This is a genomic window from Alcaligenes faecalis (assembly GCF_009497775.1).
Lineage (GTDB): Bacteria > Pseudomonadota > Gammaproteobacteria > Burkholderiales > Burkholderiaceae_B > Alcaligenes > Alcaligenes faecalis_D.
The window spans coordinates 1,998,019-2,016,865 of sequence record NZ_CP031012.1; the positions used below are offsets into that span (position 1 = coordinate 1,998,019).

Below are 18,847 nucleotides of genomic sequence, written 5' to 3' on the forward strand. Positions count from 1 at the left end.
TATGTTAAAAGCCCGGGGTGCCCCGGGCTAGTTATGTTATTTCTTTTTAAGTACCAGGCCGTTGATAAAATCATCGGCGTTTTTACCTAATTTCTTCAGAACCGCAGAGCGAACCTGCGCATATACCTGCTCATTAAGCACGCTTTGTTGTGCTGCGCGGAACATGACAGAGTTTTTTGTTGACCATTTCCAAAATAGGAAACAACCATGTTGTTCTGTTGTTGTTGCATCCACTGAGGTCAATAACATGATTGTGTTGCCATCCCTGTCTTGTAGGGTTGGCAAAATCTGAAATGTACCAGTTTGACCAACGGTGCTTGTCATGCTGAATAAATCGACTGCATCCTTGTTTTTAGGATCGTTTTCCATCGAATCGAATGTTCGTTTTGTCAGCAAGTACGCTTCACTTGTTGGGCTAATGATCGCCCCGATTATTTCCAGAATAATCTGACTAATAGTGGCATTGGTGTTCTTTGGGTTGTATTTTTGATAGACATCGCTAAATCGCCCCCAGCCTAAATTGGCAAGCCCGCTTGTATAAAAATTAAACCAATCCTCTCGTTCTGTCCTGGGGTTGAACTGGGCATCAGCAGCAAGCTGCATTAGTAATGTGCTGTTTTGTACATCCTCTCTTGCTTGCTTAGGTAGTCCAGTAACAAAGCATGCGACGCTACCGCCTACGACATCGGCTGAGTCTTCTTTGTCTTCTACATTGAATCTTTGTTGCCTTGCTTTGATTCTAAGAAGGGCTTCTTCAGGGATTTTTAGAGATTCGATCCAGTCGTGGCGTTCTTTTTCATTTGAGATGGTGCTCATTTTTATTCCTTAAAATAAAAATAAATAATTTGAAGGCTGACTTTTTCAATCTAAAATGGAATTTTATTTTTTCCATTTGTTTCATTTCATATTTTTTTCTTCTCTGAGTCCAATATCGTTCAGATATATTGCTCGTCTTTTTCTGTGTTTTTGGTTATTCGTGGCCATTTAGTTAGTTTGTTTTTAGTTGTTTTTCTTTGTTTTTTTCTTTTTTTTCCTTTTTATCTGCCTGTTTATTATTTCCTTGCGGATTGTATTTGAGCTAACTTGACGATTCTTGTGGGGATATATAGTTGTGGATAGTGGGCCGGTAGCTTGGTTCAGCCACTGACGTCAAACAGGTTGTGCCACTCGTGGTAGCTTGAGTGGTGTTGCTAGATAGCATCTGTGTGGGCAGAAGGGGGAGGCGGAAGGGGTTCTATCAAGGACAGCACCAGCGGCTTTGATATCTAGCTATGGGGAATTGATAAAAGGTGATGAAAATCTGGACAATTTTCCAAGAATCACCCTATAATCAAGAGCTTTTCCCCTGTTTGGATCTGTTCTGGCAGCGGGCAAAGAAAAAAATAAGTGCCTGTTTTGGGTCATACAAGTGTCAGCCAGCTTCCTAGGCGACCACCCGCAGACACAAATTAGTCGAGTAATTTCATGCCTAAAATGAAAACCAAAAAAAGCGCCTCCAAGCGCTTTGTGGTTCGTGGTAGCGGTTCCATCAAGCGGGGCCAAGCGTTCAAGCGTCACATTCTGACCAAGAAGACGACCAAGAACAAACGTCAGTTGCGCGGTGCCGTCGAGGTTCATAAAGCCGACGTCGCTTCCGTAAAAGCAATGATGCCTTTCGCTTGATTAGGGAGAATCGAACATGTCACGAGTAAAACGCGGTGTTAACGCACGCGCACGCCACAAGAAAGTAATTGCCCAGGCCAAAGGTTTTCGCGGCCGTCGCGGTAATGTATTCCGTATAGCCAAACAGGCTGTCATGAAGGCAGGTCAGTACGCCTACCGTGACCGCCGTAACAAGAAACGCGTATTCCGCTCGCTGTGGATTACCCGTATCAACGCAGCTTGCCGCGAACTGGACATGAGCTACAGCCAGTTTATCGCCGGCCTGAACAAAGCCTCCATCGCTTTGGACCGTAAGGTTCTGGCTGACTTGGCTGTTAAAGACAAGGCAGGTTTTGCTGCTGTTGTTGCACAGGCTAAGAACGCTCTGGCTGCTTAAGCGGTATCTGACTGTATAGTTCACAAACGGGGCCTTTGGGGCTCCGTTTGTTTTTGGAAAGTAACACGCCATGACTTCCTCCCACGACGATCTGATTGCCCAGGCTCGGGCCTTATTTGAGCAGTCTCAGGACGCCGCCTCGCTGGAAAACGCTAAAGCTCGATTTTTGGGCAAACAAGGTGCCATCACAGCCTTGATGAAAGGCCTTGCCCAGATGGAGCCGGAGCAGAAAAAAGCAGCAGGTGCCAGCATCAACGTGCTCAAGCGCGAAATTGAAGATTTGCTGAACGATCGTCGTGCTGCCCTGGCGGCAGAACAATTGAACCAGCGACTGGCTCAAGAACAAATTGATGTGACCTTGCCCGGTCGTGGTCGTGGCACCGGCGGTATTCACCCGGTGATCCAGACCTGGCAGCGCGTCGAAGCCATTTTCCGCTCGATCGGTTTTGAAGTGGCTGACGGCCCCGAAATCGAAAACGACTGGACCAACTTCACGGCGTTGAACAGCCCTGAAAACCATCCCGCCCGTTCCATGCACGATACGTTCTATGTAGACATGCAGGACGAGACTGGCGAACCCTATTTGCTGCGCACGCACACCAGCCCCATGCAGGTGCGTTACGCCCGCATGAATCAGGCGCCGATCAAAGTGATTGCCCCCGGCCGCACCTATCGTGTCGATAGTGATGCCACCCACTCGCCCATGTTCCACCAGGTGGAAGGGCTGTGGATTGCCGAGGATATTTCCTTTGCCGATCTGAAAGGCGTGTACACGAACTTTCTGCGTGCCTTCTTTGAAAGCGACGATCTGGTCGTACGCTTTCGACCTTCTTTCTTCCCCTTTACCGAGCCATCCGCCGAAATTGACATGATGTTCTCCTCCGGTCCCAACAAGGGCCGTTGGCTGGAAATCTCCGGTTCCGGGCAGGTTCACCCGCAAGTGGTGCGCAATTTCGGTTTGGACCCAGAGCGTTACATCGGTTTCGCCTTTGGTTCCGGACTGGAGCGCCTGACTATGTTGCGCTATGGTGTTAACGATTTGCGCCAGTTCTTTGAAGGCGATCTGCGCTTTCTGAAGCAGTTCAATCGTTGATTCCTACTTCGCGCCGCTGGGCCTCTTAGGCCCGGTCGGTTCCGGTATACGCCGTTTTACGTCTCCATCTTTGCATCATGTTATTTTCCGAATCGTGGCTGCGCCGCTTTGTGAATCCCAAACTGGGAACTGAAGAACTGGGTCATCAACTGACGATGGCTGGTCTGGAGGTTGAAGAAATTCAAGCCGCCGCGCCAGCGTTCGAGAATGTTGTCGTTGGCTTCATCGCTGAAATTGCCCCTCATCCCGACGCTGACCGCCTGCGTGTATGCCAGGTCGATGACGGCTCGGGCAAGCTGCTGCAGATTGTGTGCGGTGCGCCCAATGCGGCTCAAGGCATCAAGATCCCGGTTGCCCGTGTTGGTGCAGAACTGCCCGGTGGCATGAAAATTGGCCCGGTCAAAATGCGTGGCGTGGAATCCGCCGGCATGTTGTGCTCGGGTCGCGAGCTGGGTCTGTCGCAAGATCACGATGGTTTGCTGGTACTGGATGCAGATGCACCAGTGGGCCAGAGCCTGCGTGAACTGCTGGATCTGGACGACCAGATTATTGAATTGAAATTGACGCCTAACCGTGCGGACTGCCTGTCCGTGCTGGGCGTGGCGCGTGAAGTGGCCGCCCTGACTGGCGAACCACTGACACTGCCAGACTTCACTCCGGTTCCTGTCACGATTGAAGATCGCGTTTCCGTTACCGTGAAAGACGCAGATCTGTGCGGCCGTTTTGCCGGTCGTGTGATTCGTGGCGTCAATGCGCGTGCGAAAACCCCGGACTGGATGAAAACTCGTCTGGAGCGTAGTGGTCAGCGTTCGATCTCCGCTTTGGTGGACATCTCCAATTACGTCATGCTGGAACTGGGCCGTCCTACGCACGTGTTCGATTTGCAGCACGTGCAAGCCGGTCTGGAAGTGCGTTGGGCACGTAAAGGCGAGCAACTGGAGCTGCTGAGCGGTTTGAACGTCGAGCTGGATACCGATGTTGGCGTGATCGCGGTTAACGATGTACCGCAAAGCATGGCCGGTATCATGGGCGGCGAACAAAGTGCCGTCACACTGGATACGACGGATGTGTATCTGGAAGGCGCTTTCTGGTGGCCAGAAGCCATCATGGGCCGTGCTCGTCGCTACAAGTTTTCTTCCGATGCCAGCCACCGCTTCGAGCGTGGCGTGGACTTCGACTCCATTACTCCGCATCTGGAACGCACTACAGCGCTGATTCTGGAAATCTGCGGTGGCCAGGCCGGTCCCATGGATGATCAGGTTGTGGCCTTGCCCGAGCGCAAGCCAGTAGCCATGCGTCTGGATCGCTGCCGCCGTGTTCTGGGTATTCCTTTGGATCAAAAGCAGGTTGAGAGCATCTTTACCTTGCTGGGCCTGGAGTTCTCGGTGGCTGACGGTGTCTTTACGGTCAACCCTCCCAGCTTCCGTTTCGATTTGACGATCGAAGAAGACCTGATCGAGGAAGTTGCCCGTATTTACGGTTTTGAAAATATTCCTGATTTGCCTCCGGTCGCTGCTGCACAAATGCGTGTGCCCGTTGAGTCCTTGCGCGGCCCGCACGCCTTGCGCGCTGTGCTGGCTGCCCAGGACTACCAGGAAGTGATCAACTTCTCCTTTGTGCAGGAATCCTGGGAAAAAGATATTAACGGGCAGGCTGATCCTATCCGTTTGCTGAACCCCATTGCCAGCCAGTTGGCGGTGATGCGTACCAGCCTGATTCCTGGTCTGCTGGCCAATATTGAACGCAACGCCAACCGTCGTCAGTCGCGCGTGCGCGTGTTCGAGTTCGGCCGCGTTTTCATGCGCGATGCTTCCCAGGAAAATGGTCCTTTGACCGTGGCCGGTATCCATCAGCCCAACCGCATTGCGGCCGCTGCCTGGGGCCCGGTTGTGACCGAGCAGTGGGGCCAGCCTGATCGCCCGGTTGACTTCTTTGACGTCAAGCGCGATCTGGAAACCTTGCTGGGTCAACGTGCCGCTCAAGTTCGTTTCGAGCCTGAAGCTCACCCCGCCTTGCACCCAGGCCGTAGCGCCAGTGTGAAGCTGGATGGTAAAACCATAGGCTGGATTGGTGAAATCCATCCCCAGTGGTTGAGCGAATTTGGCCTGAACCAGGCGCCTGTGGTCTTTGAAGTGGATGTAGATGCCATTTCTCACGACGAAGTGGTGCATGCTCAGGAAGTATCCAAGCAGCCCGTGGTGCAACGAGATCTGGCGGTTTGGCTCGATAAGGACGTATCCTATCAAGCTGTGCTGGATACACTGAACCAGGTGCGCAGCACGGCAGCACAAGCGGCCATCGTCAAGGATATTCAGTTGTTTGACGTCTGGCGCGACAAGAACGATGCATCGGAAAAGAGTCTGGCGATTCGTTTCTGGCTGCAAGACAGCGCAAGCACGCTGGATGATGAACGCGTCGAGCAATGCCTGGAGGTATTGTTGGCGGCACTGGTATCCGCGCATGGCGCACGGGCAAGGGCATAAGGAGACACAATGAACGTAGAGCGTACTTTGACCAAGGCGGATTTGGCCGAACTCTTGTTTGAACGTGTTGGCTTGAATAAACGCGAAGCCAAAGATATTGTGGATACCTTCTTTGCCGAGATCCGCGATTCCCTGGCTGAAGGTGTAGAGGTCAAGCTGTCCGGTTTCGGCAATTTCCAGGTGCGGGACAAACCCCCGCGTCCTGGCCGTAACCCCAAGACTGGCGAAGTGATCCCTATCTCGGCCCGCCGAGTGGTGACTTTCCATGCCAGTCAGAAGCTCAAAAGTGTAGTCGAAGGGGCGCCAGTGGCGCCTGAGGATGACCAGGACTGAGCCCTGGTACGTTTGCGTACAGTTTTGCCTGACTGAACGTGTAAAATCACTCCTATTGTCGATGAGCATCAGTGGCCATGAGCACAAACGAAAAGACGGCGACCTTGCCACCTATCCCTGCCAAACGTTATTTCACAATCGGTGAAGTCAGCGAGCTTTGCTTGGTCAAGCCCCACGTCCTGCGTTATTGGGAGCAGGAGTTTACGCAGTTAAAGCCCGTCAAGCGACGCGGTAACCGACGTTATTACCAGCACCATGAAGTGCTGCTGATTCGTCGGATTCGCGGTTTGCTGTACGACGAAGGCTTTACGATCAGTGGCGCGCGCAATCGTCTGGGCGATGGCCCGGATATGCCTTTTGATCAGGAAGCCGCTGTGCGCCTGACCGGTCAGGAGATGCAGGCCTTGCGCACCAATCTGGGTCAGATCCAGGCAATGCTGGATCAAGCCTTGGCAATGACGGATCCGGGCTCGGCCCAGTAATCCGGGATTGCCCAGCAGGAATGAAGGTCGGCCTTGGTGCCGGCCTTTTTTCATGGAAGGGATGAGCAGTGAACTTACGTAGTCAGGCTTTAAAGGCTTTGTTAGTGCAAGAGCCGGCTGCCAAGCTGGCAGCGGTACGAGCGATTGCACATGGCTTGCCCGTAGGGGCGGATGAACATTTGGAAGAGCCGCCGGGCGTACCGGGACGGCCCGAGGGTTTGCGTTTTGTGAGTCCTCAGCATGTACCCAAGCGTTCCGTGCGGACTATCCCTGGGCGAGCAGCCTTATTGCATTCCCTGGCGCACATTGAATTCAATGCCATCAATCTGGCCTTGGATGTGCTGTGGCGCTATCCCGGTTTGCCTGACGCATTTTATGCGGGCTGGTTGCAAGTGGCGGTGGAGGAGGCTTTGCATTTTGAGCTGCTGAGCAATCACCTTCAAACGCTGGGTGTCAGCTATGGGGATTTGCCAGTCCATGACGGCTTGTGGGATATGGCAGAGCGAACGCGCTTTGATCTGCTGGCACGTATGGCTTTGGTGCCCCGTACTCTGGAAGCGAGAGGCCTGGATGCGTGCCCTCTGGTGTATCGGAAGTTGCTGGATGCCGGGGATGAAAAAGCCGCTGCGATTATTGCCATCATCTTGCGCGATGAAGTCGGGCACGTGGCTTTGGGAAATTACTGGTATCGCAAAGTCTGCCAGGAACAAGGTTTGCCTGACTTTGATACCTATTGTGAGCTGGCACAGCGCTATCGCGCACCGCGTTTGCGTGGCCCCTTTAATCGCGAAGCCCGCCTGGAGGCGGGCTTCACTGTCGAGGAAATCGACGAGCTGGAACGGCTGGATGCCGCTTTTAAGAGCGGGTTGCCGACGAGCTAGCGTCAGTATTCGGCTTGGGCAGATTATCCAGCTGCCCGAAGCTGACGATGCGGCCAATATACAGAACGGGGCCTTCCGGCGCGCCGCTATTGGAGCCGCCTTCCGTTTCCAGCGTCATCTCAAAAATCTGCTCATCTTCCACGGTGCCGATCAAAGCCGCAGGCACGGTGATGGGGCGGTTGGGATCAATCAAACCCAATGAACGAATTTGTGTACTGCGTGGGGTGTGTGTCCACAACTGTACCGACTGAGTTGCTTTGACTTCGGTGCTGACCTTGGGCACCAGCAGGACATTGCCTTGTGGGTCCACCGTTGCAATCCAGGCCGGAGTAGAGGATTGGCCAGGGGCTTGCAGGATGGCCGCCTGACGTGGCTTCATCTCAATGACGTTGACGGGTGGCTCCGAGTTCATGTTCATGAGCAAGGCAATCACCAGACCCAGAATCACGACCGCTGCCAAGCCACCCAACAAAATAGGCATGGGCATGGCAAAACCACGAGACTGGCGTTCACCTTCCACAGCTTCGGGTTTGCGTTTCTTCTCTACCGCGACAGGCTCAGGCTCGCTTTTAGCGGGCTTTTTCTTGTCGACCACTTTGGGTGGGGCGGTCGGTGCTGGCTCGGGGGTGACAGCAGCCGTTTTGGTGGCTGGGTCAGAATCTGCACGCAACAAGGTGGGGAAGGGCGGCGTATGATCGTCGGCCTTGTCGTTCGAGCTGTTGGCGGACCAGCGAGGTTCCGTGCGGGTGGCCGCTTCCGTTTTAGCGGCGTCGTCTGCAGGAGCGCTGGTCTTGATGCTGGGTTCCTGGCGTTCTGCTTTGCTGACTGGGGTGCTCGTATTGGCGTTGCTGGAGCTCTCTGGTTTGGATGCTTCGGCGGCAGGACTGCTTGTGCTGCCAGCCTGACGACGTGCGGCAGGTGGTGGCAAGCCCAAGGTGTGGTGAATGTGAGCCAGGCTGGTTGGGGCAGGCACTGTTGGGGTCAGGCAGTCCACCAGCTCCAGCCAGGCTTGCTCCCAAGCCAGCGCCAGACGCGCTGCCTGATCATTTTGCTGCATCAGGGTATGGGCTTGGGCCAGTTCATGCTGGCTGAGCAGACCCAGGGTGTACTCGCCAATCATCACCGCATGGCGTGGATCGTTGGCATTGCCTTCATTGATCAGGGGAGTGAGCTGTTGCAAACCATGCTGAACCACCGCGCGCAATTGAGCGGGGGAGCGGTTCAGTTGAGGGCCCAACTGCTCGTAACTATTGCCATGCAGATAGGCATGGATCATGGCGCGTTGACTGGTGCCATCCAGCTTGCCCATGGCAGGGATGAAACGCTGACCGGCTAGTGGTTTGATGGCTGGCAGGGCGTAATTATTGTCGCCGCTTTGCGTGCGTTGACGCAGGCGGGCGAGCAGCCTGAAACGCAGAATGCTGTAAATCCAGGCGCGTCCCTCGCCCAAATCCGGGTCATAGCCGGCGGCATTCTTCCACAGCAGGACAAAGCTATCGCGCAGAACCTCTTCGGCATCAATGCGGCGGCCCAATACGGCCTGGCCCAACGCCAGCATCAAGGGTGCTTCCTGGTCGTACAGCACATCCAGCGCCTGGCTGTCCTGTGCGGCTAACTGGTCCAGGGAAGAAGAATACGAAAAAGAAGAAGACGGCATGGATGGATTTTGCGCAGTAAAGGGATTCATGAGCCAGATGTCCGGTATCAGGCGCTATTTTCACTCTGTCTGCGCCTGTTTCAGACAAGCAGGTATTGTATGCCTTTCGCTGAAGGCTTGAAGGTAACAAAGTGCTGGATTGCCAGCATTTTCTTTGCAGTGACAAGCCGTGAATTTCCCGATTTTCAGCGCTCGAAGCCTGGCGCTCTGGTCCATTGCTTTCGCGACTGTGGTTTGCAGGCCAATAATCAGCCAAACAAGCACGCCGACGACAGGGTCTTGGCAGGGATAGGCAGTGCACAAGGCTATACTTATTAGTTATGTGCTGCCTGGCCGTTTTTGATTATTGCTCAGGCAAAGAGCCTCATTTCTATATTCGCATCAAGGACATAGCAGGGACCTGCCTGCCAGTGGAAAGCATAGTCTGTTTGTCCTGCCTTGATTTCAGCGTTGTGCTGCAACTTATTTTTAAGCTGTCCGCGGTTCTTCGGCTTTGTGCTGTTGGACACGGACCTATTGCGTGTGCCTCCTCGTCCTGAAGTGCTTGATGGTGTCTCCGGTGGTCTGAGCACCCTGAAATCCTTATTTCCTTATGTTTGGCGATTCAAGACTCGCGTGGTCTTGGCTTTGTCCTGTTTGCTGCTGGCGAAAGTCGCCACAGTAATGATGCCGATCTACCTGAAGCAGGTAATCGATGCCCTGAGCCTGCCCGCGACCGCGCTGATGCTGCCGGTGGCGGCCTTGTTGGGCTATGGCGCCGTACGTCTGGCCTCCAGCGCTTTTGGTGAAATACGGGATGCCTTGTTTGCGCGAGTCACGCAAGGTTCAGTGCGCCTGATTGCGAATCACGTCTTTCGCCACTTGCTGGATCTGTCCTTGCGCTTTCATACCGAACGCCAGACGGGTGGTTTGAGTCGGGATATAGAGCGGGGCACCAAAGGGATCAGCTTCCTGCTGAACTTCCTGGTCTTCAATATTCTGCCTACCCTGCTGGAAATTGCTCTGGTCTGTGGCATCTTGCTCTGGCGCTACGACTGGACCTTTGCGGCGGTGACGCTGGGGACGATTGCTGCCTATATTGTGTTCACCTTGCTGGTGACCGAGCGGCGCATGCGTTATCGACGTGCCATGAATGATCTGGACAGCCGCGCCAATTCCCGTGCGATTGATGCCTTGCTCAATTACGAGACGGTCAAATACTTCGGTAACGAGGATTACGAGATCAATCGCTACGACCAGAATATGGGCCAATGGGTCCAGGCAGCCGTGCGTAATCAGGTGTCCTTGAATCTGCTCAATATTGGTCAGGCCTCGATTATCAGTGTTGGAGTGACGGCCTTGCTGTTCATGTCGGCGCAAGGTGTGCTGGCCGGGACCATGACAGTGGGTGATGTGGTGCTGGTGTCCGCCTTCCTGACCCAGCTTTATGCACCTTTGAACTTCCTGGGCTTTGTTTACCGCGAGATCAAGAATTCCCTGGCCGATATGGAGCGCCTGTTCTCCTTGCTGCGTCGCAAGCAAGAGGTGAAAGATGCGCCGAATGCCCAGGTCTTGTCCTGTGAGCAGGCGGGTGTGCGTTTCGAGAACGTCAGCTTTGCTTACGACAGCCGTCGCAAAGTCATTCAGAACCTGAGTTTCGAGATCCCTGCGGGCAAGACAGTTGCCGTGGTGGGCTCTTCGGGCGCGGGTAAATCTACTTTGTCGCGTCTTTTGTTCCGTTTCTACGATGTGACAGAAGGCCGCATCCTGTTCAATGGCCGTGAGTTGCGCGAATGGACGCAGGAAAGCTTGCGTCGTCATATCGGTATCGTTCCCCAGGACACGGTCCTGTTCAACGATACGATTTTGCACAATATTGCCTATGGCCGTCCCGAGGCCAGCAAAGAGCAAATCGTGGCTGCGGCCAGTGCAGCCAGTATTCATGACTTCATCGAAAGCCTGCCCGATGGTTACGAGACCATCGTGGGCGAACGTGGTTTGAAATTGTCCGGGGGCGAAAAGCAGCGCGTGGCCATTGCCCGTACCTTGCTGAAGAACCCGCCGGTGCTGATTCTGGATGAAGCCACCAGTGCGCTGGATACGCGCACGGAACGGGCGATTCAAGCGGAGTTGAACGAGATTGCCCGCGACCGTACTACCTTGATCATTGCTCACCGTCTTTCCACGATTACCGACGCGGATTTGATTCTGGTTCTGGAGCGCGGACAGATCGTGGAGCAGGGCACACACAGCGAGCTTTTAGCCCTGGATGGCGCCTATGCCCGTATGTGGAATATCCAGCAAAGTCTGGAGGGATAATTTGACCATATAGTACCAAAGCGGTACTATATGGCTCTACGACCTGTTCAGAGAGAAGGAATGCTGCGAATCAGTAAAATCATTGATTACGGCACTTTGGTGCTGACACACATGGCTGGCGATCCAGACCGTGTGTTCAGTGCGTCTGACTTGGCTGCCATCCTGGGTTTGGGCCAACCAACTGTCAGCAAGGTGCTTAAACTGCTGGGCCAGCACGAGCTGGTGATCAGTAGCCGAGGCGCACGCGGAGGGTATGTGTTGGGCCGCCCCGCCAAACAGATAAGTGTAGCGCAGATTATTGATGCACTGGAAGATCAACCCTTTGGTTTGACTGAATGTGTAGCGACTCCTGGAGCCTGTTCCGTGGAGTCAGATTGCCATATACGCAGCAATTGGCAGCGTATCAACGATATTGTCCGGCGCACCCTGGAAGAGGTCAGTGTTGCAGACATGATACGCGTGCCCGTTAACGAATTTCCCCTGACACACAAGCCGGGTCCCGAATTGAAAAACAGAAACAAGGCGAACACCTCCAACGTGGAGTTAACCGAATGAGTACCGTCAACGAACATCTGGACACCTTCCTCGATCGTGATTACGAGGCAGGCTTTGTCACCGACATCGAGTCTGAAACCATACCGAAAGGTCTGAACGAAGACGTCATCCGTTTCCTGTCCGCGAAAAAACGCGAACCGGAGTTCATGCTGGAATGGCGCCTGGCTGCTTACCGCCAGTGGCTGACCATGAAATATCCCAAGTGGTCGATTGTGGAATATCCACCCATCGACTTCCAGGACATCAGCTACTACTCCGCGCCCAAGAGCAAGGCCGACGGCCCCAAGAGCCTGGACGAAGTGGATCCCGAATTGCTGCGCACCTATGAAAAACTGGGTGTGCCCTTGCACGAACGCGCTCGTCTGGCCGGTGTGGCCGTTGACGCCGTGTTTGACTCGGTCTCGGTGGCTACCACCTTCCGCAAAGAGCTGGAAGAAGTGGGCGTGATCTTCTGTTCCTTTTCCGAAGCGGTGCGTGAATACCCGGAACTGGTCAAAAAGTACCTGGGTACGGTTGTCCCTCCTAGCGACAACTTCTACGCCGCACTGAACTCGGCCGTGTTCTCCGATGGCTCCTTTGTGTTCATCCCCAAAGGCGTACGCTGCCCGATGGAGCTGTCCACGTACTTCCGTATCAATGCCCGCGACACCGGCCAGTTCGAGCGCACCTTGATCATTGCGGAAGAAGGCGCTTCGGTCAGTTACCTGGAAGGCTGTACGGCGCCGATGCGCGATGAAAACCAATTGCACGCAGCGGTCGTGGAACTGGTCGCGTTGGACGACGCCAAGATCAAGTACTCCACCGTACAAAACTGGTACCCCGGTGACAAGGACGGTGTAGGCGGTATTTACAACTTCGTCACCAAGCGTGGCGAATGCCGTGGTGCACGTTCGCACATCTCCTGGACGCAGGTTGAAACCGGCTCGGCCATCACCTGGAAATACCCCAGCGTGGTGCTGCGCGGCGATGACTCCCAAGGCGAGTTCTACTCGGTCGCCCTGAGCAACCACCGCCAGCAGGCCGATACCGGCACCAAGATGATTCATATGGGTCGCAATACCCGCAGCACGATTATCTCCAAGGGGATTTCGGCGGGCCAGGGTATCAATACCTATCGCGGCCTGGTTCGTATTACCCCCAAGGCAGAAAACGCCCGCAATTACACCCAGTGTGACTCGCTGCTGATTGGCAAGCGCTGCGCTGCACACACATTCCCGACGATGGAAGTGCAGAACCCCAGCGCCAGTGTGGAACACGAAGCAACCGCTTCGCGCATTGGCGAGGACCAGCTCTTTTATGCCATGCAGCGCGGTCTGACTGCCGAAGATGCCGTCTCCATGATCGTGAACGGCTTTTGTAAAGAAGTGATTAAAGAATTGCCCATGGAGTTTGCGGTCGAAGCACAGAATTTGCTCGGCGTCAGCTTGGAAGGCAGTGTAGGTTAAGGAGAATAATGAAATGCTGACGATTAAAGATTTGCGCGCTTCGGTTGAAGATAAACCTATCCTTAAAGGCCTGAACCTGGAAATCAAACCCGGTGAAGTTCACGCCATCATGGGCCCGAACGGCTCGGGCAAGAGCACTTTGTCCCAGGTTCTGGCTGGTCGTGAAGACTACACCGTGGAAGGTGGTTCGGTTGATTGGCTGGGTCAAGACCTGCTGGAAATGAAGATTGAAGACCGCGCCCGTTCCGGTCTGTTCCTGGCATTCCAGTACCCCATCGAAATTCCCGGTGTGTCCAACGCCTACTTCCTGCGTGCTTCCGTGAACGCCGTGCGTCGTCATCAGGGCTTGCCCGAGCTGGACGCCATGGACTTCCTCAAGCGCGTGAAAGAGGAAATGAAGATTGTTGGAATGCGCGAAGAGTTTTTGTACCGCTCTGTGAACGAAGGTTTTTCCGGCGGCGAAAAGAAACGCAACGAAGTTCTGCAAATGAGCCTGTTGGAGCCCAAGCTGGCCATTCTGGACGAAACCGACTCCGGTCTGGATATTGACGCTTTGCGTGTGGTTGCCGACGGCGTGAACCGTCTGCGTTCCCCCGAGCGTTCCTTGCTGGTGATCACTCACTACCAACGTCTGCTGGACTACATCGTGCCTGACTTTGTGCACGTATTGGCCGGTGGCAAGATCATTCGTTCCGGTGGCCGTGAATTGGCTCTGGAACTGGAAGAACGTGGCTACGGCTGGGTGCTGGAACAAGCAGCCGCCGAACAAAAAGCCAAGGGAGCTGCGGTATGAGTCTGCCAGATTGGGTCAACAGCTTTGCCGCTCAGGCTGCACAAGCACCTGGGGCCGGTCTGCCATGGCTAAGCGCTATGCGTCAGCGCGCGCTGGATCGTTTCGCACAAGAAGGCTGGCCAAACACGCGTATTGAAGCCTGGCATCACACCTCTTTGGCTTTGCTGGAACAACAAAGCTTTGCGCCTCAGAAGTCGGCTTCGGCTGCGGAACTGGTGGCATCGGTGCGCCAGCAAGAAGACGGGTACTTCCTGGTCTTTGTGGATGGTCACTACGATGCGGCCTTGTCGCACCTGAATGAATTGCCAGCGGGCGTGCGTTTGGCCTCGCTCAGTGCCTGTCTGGAACAGGATGCAGATTGGTTGCAGCAGGCTTATGGGGACGAGTCCCGGGGCGCTTCGACCGCTGCCCTGAACCTGGCTTTGGCTCAGGATGGCGCTGCCTTGCATATCGCTGCTGGCAAGCACCTGGAACAGCCTGTTCATCTGGTTTTTGTACGCACTCAAGGCGGCAGCGCCAGCTTCACGCGTAACCTGATTTCTCTGGAGTCCGGTGCCAGCGCAACCGTGGTTGAACACTATGTAGGTCAGGAAGGAACGGATGCTTCCTTGAGCAGCGTCGTGACTCGTCTGAACGTGGCGCCTGATGCCAACCTGACGCACATGAAGTTGCAGCAGGAAGCGCTGCAAGACTTCCACCTGGCTGCAATTGATGTGCAGCAAGGTCGTGGCTCGGTATTCAATTCGCACTCCCTGTCTTTCGGTGCCCGTATTGCCCGTAACGACATTGCTACCGTCTTCAATGGCGAGCGCTGCGAAACTTTGTTCAATGGTTTGTACTTTGTAGACGGTCGCCGTCACGTCGACCACAACACCGTCATTGATCACGCTCAGCCCAACTGCCAAAGCCGTGAGTTCTACCGCGGTATTCTGGCCGACACCGCCCGCGGTGTATTCAGCGGTCGTGTATTGGTCGGCAAGGGCGCGGATGGTACGGATTCGGTACAGCGTTCGGACAGCTTGCTCTTGTCCAAGATGGCTCGTGCAGACTCCCGCCCCGAGCTGGAAATCTACGCTGACGACGTCAAGTGTGCACACGGTGCCACGGTGGGTCAGCTGGATGCAGACAGCCTGTTCTACCTGCGCTCGCGCGGTATGACCATGGAAGATGCACGCAATATGCTGATCTACGCATTTGCCGCCCAGTCCCTGGAGCGCATTGCGTCCGAGAGCCTGCGTAGCCGTGCCACAGTCGGTATTAATGCTTTGTTGCCTGGCGGTCTTGCCCTTGGAGATCTTGCATGAATGCGCCTATGCCCGTAACTGCTGCTGGTTTGCTGAATCATCGCGAGGATTTTCCTATCCTGGCTCGCCCCATCCGGGGCCAACGCCTGTCCTATCTGGACAACGGGGCGACGACGCAAAAGCCGCGCTCGGTCATTGAAGCCGAGGCGCGATTCTATGAGCAGTCCAATGCCAACATCCACCGTGGTGTGCATTGGCTGTCTCAGCATGCTACTGAGCTGTACGATCAGGCCAGAAGTACAGTGCGGGCATTTCTGAATGCCGCGCGCGATGAAGAAATTGTATTTACGCGTGGCACCACAGAATCCATCAACCTGGTGGCCTATAGCTGGGGCATGGACAACCTGAAGGCAGGGGATGAAATCCTGCTGACAGGTCTGGAGCATCACTCCAACATCGTACCTTGGCAGCTTGTGGCTCAACGCACGGGCGCGGTCATCCGCGTGGTGCCTGTGCTGGACAATGGCGAGCTGGATCAGGAAGCGTTCAAGCAGCTGCTTAACGAGAAAACTCGTTTGCTGGGCTTGGTCCATGTATCCAATGCCCTGGGCACGATCAACCCCGTTGCTGAAATGATCCGTCAGGCTCATGCCGTCGGCGCCAAGGTGCTGGTAGACGGGGCCCAATCCGTTCCCCACGGTGTGGTGGACGTGCAGGCTCTGGATGCTGACTTCTACACCTTCTCGGCGCACAAGCTGTACGGCCCCACAGGTATGGGTGCCTTGTACGTGCGTTACGAGATTCTGGACAGCATGTCGCCCTGGATGGGCGGCGGGGACATGATCACCACGGTCAGTTTCGAGCAAAGCAATTACGCGCCCGTGCCACAGCGTTTTGAGGCTGGTACGCCCAATATCGCCGGTGCCATTACCATGGCTGCCGCCATCGATTATGTGATGGGCATAGGCATGCAGCGTGTTGCTGATCACGAAGCGTTGCTGCTGGATTACGCCACTGAAGCCTTGCTGGCCATGCCTGGCATTCGCATTATCGGTACGGCCGCACATAAGGCGGGCATTGTGTCCTTCCTGGTCGATGGCATTCACCCGCACGATCTGGGGACCATTCTGGACATGGACGGCGTTGCCGTGCGTGCCGGTCACCACTGTGCCATGCCCTTGATGACGCGCTTTGGCATTCCCGGTACGGCTCGTGCCTCCTTTGCCTTGTACAACGATTATGCTGATATTGACGCTTTGCTGGGCAGCCTGCGCAAAGCTCAAAAACTATTTGGAGTTGGCTAAATGAGCCAGGATTTCAACGGGCTGCGCGAGCTCTACCAAGAGGTCATTTTTGACCACAACCGTAGCCCGCGTAACTTTGAAGTAATAGAAAACGCCAGCCATTTTGCCAATGGCCACAACCCTCTGTGCGGGGATCAACTGGCTGTGTACGCCGTAGTTGAAGACGGTATTGTGCAGAAAGTCAGCTTTGTGGGGCATGGCTGCGCTATTTCCAAAGCGTCGGCATCCTTGATGACCGAAGCCGTGAAGGGCCTGAGTCTGGCCGAGTTTGAGTCTCTCTTTCAAGATATGCACGCCATGCTGACAGAGGCCCATCCCGATCGAGATCTGGGCAAGCTGGAAGTGTTATCTGGTGTGCGTGAATTCCCCGCACGGGTTAAATGTGCCACTCTGGCCTGGCATACCCTGCACAACGCCATCAATCAGGCCAAAGAAACCGCGCAAACCGAATAAAGGCGCAAACAAGCCATGAGCTACTTTGAACGACATGATGTGCTGGTCAGCCGAGATTGTCCGGCTGTCAGTATCCCTTACGGTGCTCCCGTTACGATCGAGGCGGGTTGTACAGCAACGATTACCCAGAAGCTGGGTGGCAGCTATACCGTGATGGTAGAGGGCAACCTGTACCGGATTGAAGGTGTCGATGCCGATGCGCTGGGTTTTGAGTCCCAGGACAAGCCCGAGGTCTTTGTACCCGAGCTGCCCCTGAGCGAAAAAACCATTGAAGACGCTGCCTGGATTGTGCTCTCCAGCGTTTACGACCCGGAAATTCCGGTGGATATCGTTAACCTGGGCCTGGTGTACGCCTGTCACGTGAACCAGACTGGGCCGGAAGCTTTCTCCATCACCATGGAAATGACGCTGACGGCTCCTGGTTGCGGTATGGGCACCATGATTGCCGATGAGGCCCGCTACAAGCTGGAGACGATCCAGGGCGTGGAGAAGGCCGTTGTGGACCTGGTTTGGGATCCGCCATGGAGCCGGGAACGCATGAGTGAATCAGCCCGCTTGCAACTAGGGATGCTGTAATAGAAAAAGCCTGCAGAATATGCGGGCTTTTTTGTATCTGGCGATAGGAAGCGCAACGTGTGCAAGGTGGCTCCAGGACGGTGAGTAATCCGTTTGCGAGGCCGCTTCCCAGCTCGTAGGAAGCCCGTGGTTCAGCTTCTCTATGCCTTGTAGATAGTGGGGAAGGTAAGGCGTCCTGGCAAGCACGAAACGCTCAAAAAAATGACTGGATATCTATTCGATGTCCATAAATAGAAATAATGGCCAAAGCGTTTAAAACCCGGTTTTCATTAAGTCTTGTTTCTTCTTTTTTAATGCGCCAAAACCTGCATTGCAGAGCTTTCTTCCTCCTATATCAAGCCAGGGCTTATAACTTTTCCTAGGGTTTTTGCCTATCTCCGACTAGAGAGATTTGTATGAATTTCGCTTGAACCCTGAACTTCAAGCCTGAATTCTTGATTCATGTCTGAACGCTTCAAACTTATATGAATAAGGGTTTACCTAAAGAGGGAAAGAATAAAATTCGATACAAATAAAACATAAAGATCTTTTTTGAGACAGCACTGTTGCTGGACGAGCAGATTAAACGCTCGCCAGCACAGGGAGACTTAAGGCTTGATCAATCGAACGCGAATAGCAGCAGGCTTATCCGAGTTTATGCTTAGGTGCCTTACTTCATGCGCATAGGTTTACTGAGGGGCAAGGCGTTCAATCAAGCTATCCAGGCTAGCGTCATCCATTTGACGGCCTTGATGCAGATAGAACTCGTACACAAGCCGAATCGCCTGAGCCTCTGCACGAGAACGCAGGCTGAGCTGTTGCTGCACAAACAGTCGCCTGATCTTCAGGATGATCTCTTCCAGAGAATCCATGTCTGCCACGTTGGGCTTTGATGGAGCAGGAGCCTGTTTATCAAGCCTTTCTTCCCCGCAGGCCAACCACTGAATAGGCAGTTTGGACGCCTTGGCCAGCTTGATCAAGGCAAGGCGAGAGGGCTCTGTCTTTCCTGATTGCCACCCTTGCAGAATCAATAGGGACACACCCACTTTTTCCGCCAGTTTCTGTGCCCCTCCGGCCTGCTCGATCGCCAGTTTGATTCGCTCCGGGAAGTTTCGGAAACCTTCCTCCAGGGTATTTTGACCGGCCTGGCTTAATCGCTTTACTGAGTGTTTGAAATACATTGCCACCTCCAGAGATTGCATGTTCTTGTCGTTATTGGTTATTTGGTCAAGA

18 protein-coding genes are annotated in these 18,847 nt (G+C 54.4%); 15 read left to right on the forward strand and 3 right to left on the reverse strand.

The window, feature by feature from the left end; all coding sequences use genetic code 11:
* Window positions 1–36: 36 nt before the first annotated feature.
* Entirely contained in the window at window positions 37–816 is a 780-nt protein-coding gene (locus DUD43_RS09410; protein WP_153230082.1) for a hypothetical protein, read from the reverse strand.
* A 648-nt stretch (window positions 817–1,464) separates the two neighbouring features.
* On the opposite strand from DUD43_RS09410, the gene rpmI reads away from it, so the two are divergent.
* From rpmI to DUD43_RS09445, 7 genes are all read left to right on the forward strand, one after another.
* Entirely contained in the window at window positions 1,465–1,662 is a 198-nt protein-coding gene (gene rpmI / locus DUD43_RS09415) for a 50S ribosomal protein L35 (protein ID WP_003800367.1), read from the forward strand.
* 16 nt (window positions 1,663–1,678) lie between these two features.
* Window positions 1,679–2,038: a 50S ribosomal protein L20 gene (gene rplT, locus DUD43_RS09420; RefSeq protein WP_009454390.1), complete on the forward strand. Its 360-nt coding sequence runs from the start codon at window positions 1,679–1,681 to the stop codon at window positions 2,036–2,038.
* Between the two features lie 70 nt (window positions 2,039–2,108).
* Window positions 2,109–3,131 carry a phenylalanine--tRNA ligase subunit alpha gene (pheS, locus tag DUD43_RS09425; RefSeq protein WP_153230083.1) on the forward strand — a complete coding sequence of 341 codons (1,023 nt, stop codon included), beginning with the start codon at window positions 2,109–2,111 and terminating at the stop codon, window positions 3,129–3,131.
* A gap of 77 nt (window positions 3,132–3,208) precedes the next feature.
* Entirely contained in the window at window positions 3,209–5,614 is a 2,406-nt protein-coding gene (gene pheT / locus DUD43_RS09430; RefSeq protein ID WP_153230084.1) for a phenylalanine--tRNA ligase subunit beta, read from the forward strand.
* 9 nt (window positions 5,615–5,623) lie between these two features.
* Complete coding sequence (locus tag DUD43_RS09435; protein WP_153230085.1) at window positions 5,624–5,947, forward strand: integration host factor subunit alpha; 324 nt, start codon at window positions 5,624–5,626, stop codon at window positions 5,945–5,947.
* A gap of 77 nt (window positions 5,948–6,024) precedes the next feature.
* Window positions 6,025–6,429, forward strand: a complete 405-nt coding sequence (locus DUD43_RS09440; RefSeq protein WP_003800357.1) for a MerR family transcriptional regulator — start codon at window positions 6,025–6,027, stop codon at window positions 6,427–6,429.
* Window positions 6,430–6,497: 68 nt separating this feature from the next.
* Entirely contained in the window at window positions 6,498–7,310 is an 813-nt protein-coding gene (locus tag DUD43_RS09445; protein ID WP_153230086.1) for a ferritin-like domain-containing protein, read from the forward strand.
* Here the strand turns inward: DUD43_RS09445 and DUD43_RS09450 are convergent.
* Window positions 7,285–8,997 carry an anti-sigma factor domain-containing protein gene (locus DUD43_RS09450; RefSeq protein WP_153230087.1) on the reverse strand — a complete coding sequence of 571 codons (1,713 nt, stop codon included), beginning with the start codon at window positions 8,995–8,997 and terminating at the stop codon, window positions 7,285–7,287. The two genes, DUD43_RS09445 and DUD43_RS09450, sit on opposite strands and share 26 nt — an antisense overlap.
* A gap of 486 nt (window positions 8,998–9,483) precedes the next feature.
* Here DUD43_RS09450 and DUD43_RS09455 point away from each other — a divergent pair, with 486 nt between their 5' ends.
* Genes DUD43_RS09455 through sufT form a run of 8 tightly spaced genes read left to right on the forward strand, consistent with a single transcriptional unit; the run spans window position 9,484 to window position 17,635 of the window.
* On the forward strand, window positions 9,484–11,265 hold the full coding sequence (locus DUD43_RS09455; protein ID WP_153231590.1) for an ABCB family ABC transporter ATP-binding protein/permease: 1,782 nt from the start codon (window positions 9,484–9,486) through the stop codon (window positions 11,263–11,265).
* Window positions 11,266–11,325: 60 nt separating this feature from the next.
* A complete protein-coding gene (locus DUD43_RS09460) occupies window positions 11,326–11,820 on the forward strand; it encodes an SUF system Fe-S cluster assembly regulator (protein WP_003800349.1) in 495 nt (164 codons plus the stop codon).
* A complete protein-coding gene (sufB, locus tag DUD43_RS09465) occupies window positions 11,817–13,265 on the forward strand; it encodes a Fe-S cluster assembly protein SufB (RefSeq protein WP_009454374.1) in 1,449 nt (482 codons plus the stop codon). The genes DUD43_RS09460 and sufB overlap by 4 nt, the downstream gene beginning before the upstream one ends.
* A 13-nt stretch (window positions 13,266–13,278) precedes the next feature.
* Entirely contained in the window at window positions 13,279–14,058 is a 780-nt protein-coding gene (gene sufC, locus DUD43_RS09470) for a Fe-S cluster assembly ATPase SufC (RefSeq protein WP_123049231.1), read from the forward strand.
* Entirely contained in the window at window positions 14,055–15,362 is a 1,308-nt protein-coding gene (gene sufD, locus DUD43_RS09475; RefSeq protein WP_153230088.1) for a Fe-S cluster assembly protein SufD, read from the forward strand. Before sufC ends, sufD begins: the two co-directional genes overlap by 4 nt.
* Complete coding sequence (locus DUD43_RS09480; RefSeq protein WP_153230089.1) at window positions 15,359–16,606, forward strand: cysteine desulfurase; 1,248 nt, start codon at window positions 15,359–15,361, stop codon at window positions 16,604–16,606. The genes sufD and DUD43_RS09480 overlap by 4 nt, the downstream gene beginning before the upstream one ends.
* Complete coding sequence (gene sufU, locus DUD43_RS09485) at window positions 16,607–17,059, forward strand: Fe-S cluster assembly sulfur transfer protein SufU (protein ID WP_009454366.1); 453 nt, start codon at window positions 16,607–16,609, stop codon at window positions 17,057–17,059.
* A gap of 15 nt (window positions 17,060–17,074) precedes the next feature.
* Window positions 17,075–17,635 carry a putative Fe-S cluster assembly protein SufT gene (gene sufT / locus DUD43_RS09490; protein WP_153230090.1) on the forward strand — a complete coding sequence of 187 codons (561 nt, stop codon included), beginning with the start codon at window positions 17,075–17,077 and terminating at the stop codon, window positions 17,633–17,635.
* A gap of 668 nt (window positions 17,636–18,303) precedes the next feature.
* On the opposite strand, the gene DUD43_RS09495 is transcribed toward sufT, so the two are convergent.
* Window positions 18,304–18,795, reverse strand: coding sequence for a hypothetical protein (locus tag DUD43_RS09495; protein ID WP_153230091.1), 492 nt, complete (start codon window positions 18,793–18,795; stop codon window positions 18,304–18,306).
* Between the last annotated feature and the right edge of the window lie 52 nt (window positions 18,796–18,847).